Source organism: Polaromonas sp. P3_C2, assembly GCF_056402675.1.
Window position 1 is genome coordinate 1 of record NZ_JBFUGX010000320.1, and the last position, 4845, is coordinate 4845.

Annotated in this window: 3 protein-coding genes and 1 tRNA gene; 1 reads left to right on the forward strand and 3 read right to left on the reverse strand. The window is 60.4% G+C overall.

Annotated features, from left to right (window positions below):
• Window positions 1–2100: ribonuclease R (rnr, locus tag AC1DWI_RS13975; RefSeq protein ID WP_477725046.1), on the reverse strand; the 2100-nt coding region annotated here is incomplete at its 3' end.
• A 116-nt stretch (window positions 2101–2216) separates the two neighbouring features.
• Between rnr and AC1DWI_RS13980 the strand changes: the two genes are divergently transcribed.
• Window positions 2217–2301: transfer RNA gene (locus AC1DWI_RS13980), tRNA-Leu, on the forward strand.
• 131 nt (window positions 2302–2432) lie between these two features.
• On the opposite strand, the gene rimO is transcribed toward AC1DWI_RS13980, so the two are convergent.
• Complete coding sequence (gene rimO, locus AC1DWI_RS13985; RefSeq protein WP_477669244.1) at window positions 2433–3842, reverse strand: 30S ribosomal protein S12 methylthiotransferase RimO; 1410 nt, start codon at window positions 3840–3842, stop codon at window positions 2433–2435.
• 178 nt (window positions 3843–4020) lie between these two features.
• Entirely contained in the window at window positions 4021–4512 is a 492-nt protein-coding gene (gene phaR / locus AC1DWI_RS13990) for a polyhydroxyalkanoate synthesis repressor PhaR (RefSeq protein ID WP_477649198.1), read from the reverse strand.
• Window positions 4513–4845: the final 333 nt, after the last annotated feature.

Consider the following 4845-nt stretch of genomic DNA (forward strand, 5'->3'; position numbering starts at 1 on the left):
TTTCATGGCGCGCCCGACCAGGTCCTGGCCCTCGTTCACCAGGCGAAAGTCGATCTTGCGGCCGTCCAGGTCGACCCGGCTGACCTGCACCCTCACCCGCGTGCCGATGGCATAACGGATGCCGGTGCGCTCGCCGCGCAGTTCCTGGCGGGCTTCGTCAAAGCGGAAGTATTCTCCGCCCAGCTCGGTGATGTGCACCAGGCCTTCGACGTACATCGCGTCCAGCGTGACAAAGATGCCAAAGCCCGTGGCCGCCGTGACGACGCCACCGAATTCCTCACCAAGATGTTCGCGCATGTATTTGCACTTGAGCCAGGCTTCCACGTCGCGGCTGGCCTCGTCGGCGCGGCGTTCGTTGGCGCTGCAGTGCAGGCCGGCGGCCTGCCAGGCGAGTTCGTCGGCGCTGGCTTTTTTAGGTTTTTGCGTCGGCTCCTTGACACGTGAAGCCAGCCGTTTGGACAGCTTGGCCTCGGCCTCACCCGGCGTGGGCAGGGTCGGCAACTGGTACTTGGCCTTGTTCAGCACCGCCTTGATGACGCGATGCACCAGCAAGTCGGGGTAGCGCCGGATCGGGCTGGTGAAGTGCGTGTAAGCCTCGTAGGCCAGGCCGAAGTGGCCGCTGTTCATCGGCGTATAGATCGCCTGCTGCATGGAACGCAGCAGCATCGAGTGGATTTGCTGTGCGTCCGGGCGGTCCTTGGTGGCCAGCGCGATCTTCTGGAATTCRCCGGGCGCCGGGTCATCGGTGATGGTCATGCCGATGCCGGCCGCCTTCAGGTAGTTGCGCAGCATCTCCTTCTTCTCGGGCGTCGGGCCTTCGTGCACGCGGTACAGGCCCACGTGCTTGCTTTGCGAGATGAAGTCCGCCGAGCAGACGTTGGCCGCCAGCATGGCTTCTTCAATCAGCCTGTGCGCCACATTGCGGGTGCGGGGCACGATTTTTTCAATCCGGCCCGCTTCGTCGCAAACAATCTGGGTCTCGGTGGTTTCAAAATCCACCGCGCCGCGTTCGCCGCGCTCCTTGAGCAGCGCCTGGTACACGTCGTGCAAGTCGAGCAGGTGCGGCACCAGCGCCTTGCGCTGCGCGGCTTCAGGGCCGCGCGTGTTGGCCAGGATGGCGGCCACTTCGGTATAGGTAAAGCGCGCCTGGCTGAACATCACCGCCGGGTAAAACTGGTAGGCGTGAACCTCGCCCTTGGCATTGACCAGCATGTCGCAGACCATGCACAGGCGCTCGACATTCGGGTTGAGCGAGCAAAGGCCATTCGACAATTTTTCCGGCAACATGGGAATCACGCGGCGCGGAAAATACACGCTGGTAGCGCGGTCGTAGGCGTCAATGTCGATGGCGCTGCCGGTTTCCACATAGTGGCTCACATCGGCAATCGCCACCAGCAGGCGCCAGCCCTTGCCGCGGCCTACTTTGGCAGGCTCGCAATAAACGGCGTCGTCAAAATCGCGGGCGTCTTCGCCGTCGATGGTGACCAGCGGCACGTCCGTCAGGTCAATGCGGTGCTTTTTGTCGGCAGGCCGCACGGCGTCCGGCAAGGTACGGGCCAGGGCCAGCGCCTCGTCGCTGAACTCATGCGGCACGCCGTACTTGCGCACCGCAATTTCAATTTCCATGCCGGGGTCGTCGATCTCGCCCAACACTTCCTTGACGCGACCCACAGGCTGGCCGAAAAGCGCCGGCGGCTCGGTGAGTTGCACCACCACCACCTGGCCGGCCTTGGCCGTGCCGGTAGCGCCCTTGGGGATCAGGACATCCTGGCCGTAGCGTTTGTCTTCGGGCGCGACCAGCCAGACACCGCTTTCCTGCAGCAGGCGGCCGATGATGGGGTTCGAGGATCGCTCAAGGATTTCCGTGACGCGGCCTTCGGGCCGGTTTTTGCGGTCGTGCCGCACAATGCGTGCCTTGACGCGATCCTTGTGCAGCACTGCTCGCATTTCGTTGGGCGGCAGGTAAATATCCGCTTCGCCGTCATCGCGCAATACAAAACCATGGCCATCACGGTGGCCGGAAACGGTGCCCTCGAATTCAGCGAGCAAACCAGAGGAACGGGCGGACGATGCGCCGGTATTTGAATGAGTTGTTTTGATAAAAAATCTCTTTTTGTTGAGGGCTGCTGGTTTTGAGTATGCAGCCGAAATATTTCAGGAAAATTTGGGGGCTTGGCCCTGAGAAAGCATTGAAGTAATGGTACACTGCTAGCTGTGCCCGGGTGGCGGAATTGGTAGACGCGCACGGTTCAGGTCCGTGTATCGCAAGATGTGGAGATTCGAGTTCTCTCCCGGGCACCAGATACACCAAACAGCTTCTCCAGACTCTTAAACAGGTTCTGGAATAAAGCAAGATTAAAGCCACTGTGACCCAGTGGCTTTTTTTGTGGCCGGGCAGATCTTCAAGTCCGCCTTTTCACTAGCGGCCTTAATCAAACAGGTACAGCAACCAGGTCATGGCCCTGGGTTCCGACGATGCGGGCCCGGGTGAACTCGCCGACTTTCAGCGTCTTGCTGATTTTCTCCGGCGGCAGCAGCTTGACGACGCCGTCGATCTCCGGCGCATCGGCATAAGAGCGCCCGGTGCCACCCTTTCGGCCTAGCGCCGGCGCCGAATCCACCAGCACCTGCATGGTTGCACCTACGCGCTGCTGCAGTTTCTGGCTGGACACCGCTTCGGCCACGGCCATGAAGCGGGCGCGCCGCTCTTCACGCAACGCCAGCGGCAGCATGCCCGGAATATCGTTGGCCGTCGCACCTTCTACTGCGCTGTAGGCAAAGCAGCCTGCGCGGTCGATTTTGGCCTCTCGCATGAAGTCCAGCAGATGGTCGAACTCTGCTTCCGTCTCGCCGGGAAAACCGGCGATGAAGGTGCTGCGAATCACAATTTCGGGGCAGATTTCGCGCCAGCGCGCAATGCGTTCAAGGTTCTTCTCGCCGCTGGCCGGCCGCTTCATGCGTTTGAGCACATCCGGATGGCTGTGCTGCAACGGTACATCCAGGTAGGGCAGAACCTTGCCGGTGGCCATCAGCGGCAGTACTTCGTCCACACTTGGGTACGGATAAACGTAATGCAAGCGCACCCAGGCACCATACGGCTCGGCGATTTCACCCAGTGCCTGCACCAGTTCCAGCATACGCGTCTTGATGGGCTTGCCATCCCAGAAGCCGGTGCGGTATTTCACATCGACGCCATAGGCCGAGGTGTCCTGGCTGATCACCAGCAATTCCTTCACGCCGCCTTCAAACAGGGCGCGCGCTTCGTTGAGCACGTCGCCGATAGGCCGTGACACCAGGTCGCCGCGCATGGACGGGATGATGCAGAAGGTGCAGCGGTGATTGCAGCCTTCGCTGATCTTCAGGTAGGCGTAATGTTTGGGCGTCAGCTTGATGCCGGCAATGCCAAAGGCATTCGGCACCAGGTCCACGAAAGGATCATGCGGCTTGGGCAGGTTCAGGTGCACCGCGTCCATCACCTCTTGCGTGGCGTGCGGGCCCGTCACCGCCAGCACACTCGGGTGCATCTGGCGCACCAGGTTGCCACCGCCCTCGCCCGCCTTGGCGCCCAGGCAGCCAGTAACGATGACCTTGCCGTTTTCGGCCAGCGCCTCGCCAATGGTGTCCAGGCTTTCCTTGACCGCGTCGTCGATGAAGCCGCAGGTGTTGACGATGACGAGATCCGCACCTTCAAAGGTCTTGGAGGTCTGGTAGCCCTCGGCGCTCAATTGCGTGAGGATCAATTCGGAATCGGTCAGCGCCTTGGGGCAGCCCAGGCTGACAAAGCCAACGCGCGGCGCGGGCTTGGTGTTCACGGAAACAGGGGGGGAAATAACTTCGCTCATGGGGTGTATTGTCTCAGGTCCCTGATTTCTATGGGCTTCTAGGGGCCGCCAGAAATTCAATTGCCGGGATACAGGGCAAGGCGCCCGGAGCGCAGGAACCGGAATGCACTTGGGTGCATGAGGATTCCGAGCACCGCGCAACGCAGCCATGTGCCCGGAAATTGGGTTTATGCGGCTCCTAGCGCTTCAGGCCAAAGGCTTGAAGCATCTGCTCGCTCTGTTTTTGCATTTGCTCCTGCATCTGCGTGAAAACGTTCTTGGATTGCTCCACATAAGTGCCCATCATGCCCTGCATCATGGGTGATTGCGCATTCATGAACTGGGCCCACATTTCGGGGCTCAACCCCTTGGACTGCTCGGCCATCTTGACCTGCAGGTCCATGAAGCTCTGCACGTTCTTCTCGAGGTAGGCGCCCATGAAGCTTTGCATCGCATTCCCGTAAAAACGGATGATGTTGGCCAGCACGGCTTCGGTAAACATCGGCGCACCGCCGGTTTCTTCTTCGAGAATGATCTGCAGCAGGATGCTGCGCGTCAGGTCTTCATTGGTCTTGGCATCGCGCACCACAAAATCAGCGCTGTCCATCACCAGCTGGCGGACTTCCGTGAGCGTGATATAGGCCGATGTCTCGGTGTCGTACAGCCGGCGATTCGGGTACTTCTTGATCACTCGTGAAGCCGCAGCCTTGCCGGCAGCCCGGCCGCTTTTGGCACCGGGAGTGCCGTCGGCAGAGGCGTCGCCCTGTAAAGGCGGCGTGCCGGATGACGGGCTGGTGGATTTGCTTTTTGGCACTGATTTCTCCTCTGAATGACGACCGGCGTCGAAACGCCGGGACTCAATACATTCTAGGAATTCTGATGTACTCAATCCCCTTGGTTTACCCTGTGTGCCAGTCCGCATTACAAAGAATGCAGAACCTGGATCAGGAACCGTCGAGGGAATTGGTAGGCGCGATTGGACTCGAACCAACGACCCCCACCATGTCAAGGTGGTGCTCTAACC

Coding starts and splice junctions, on each gene's coding strand:
- rimO (WP_477669244.1), bottom strand. CDS start 3,842: ATGAGCGAAGTTATTTCCCCCCCTGTTTCCGTGAACACCAAGCCCGCG.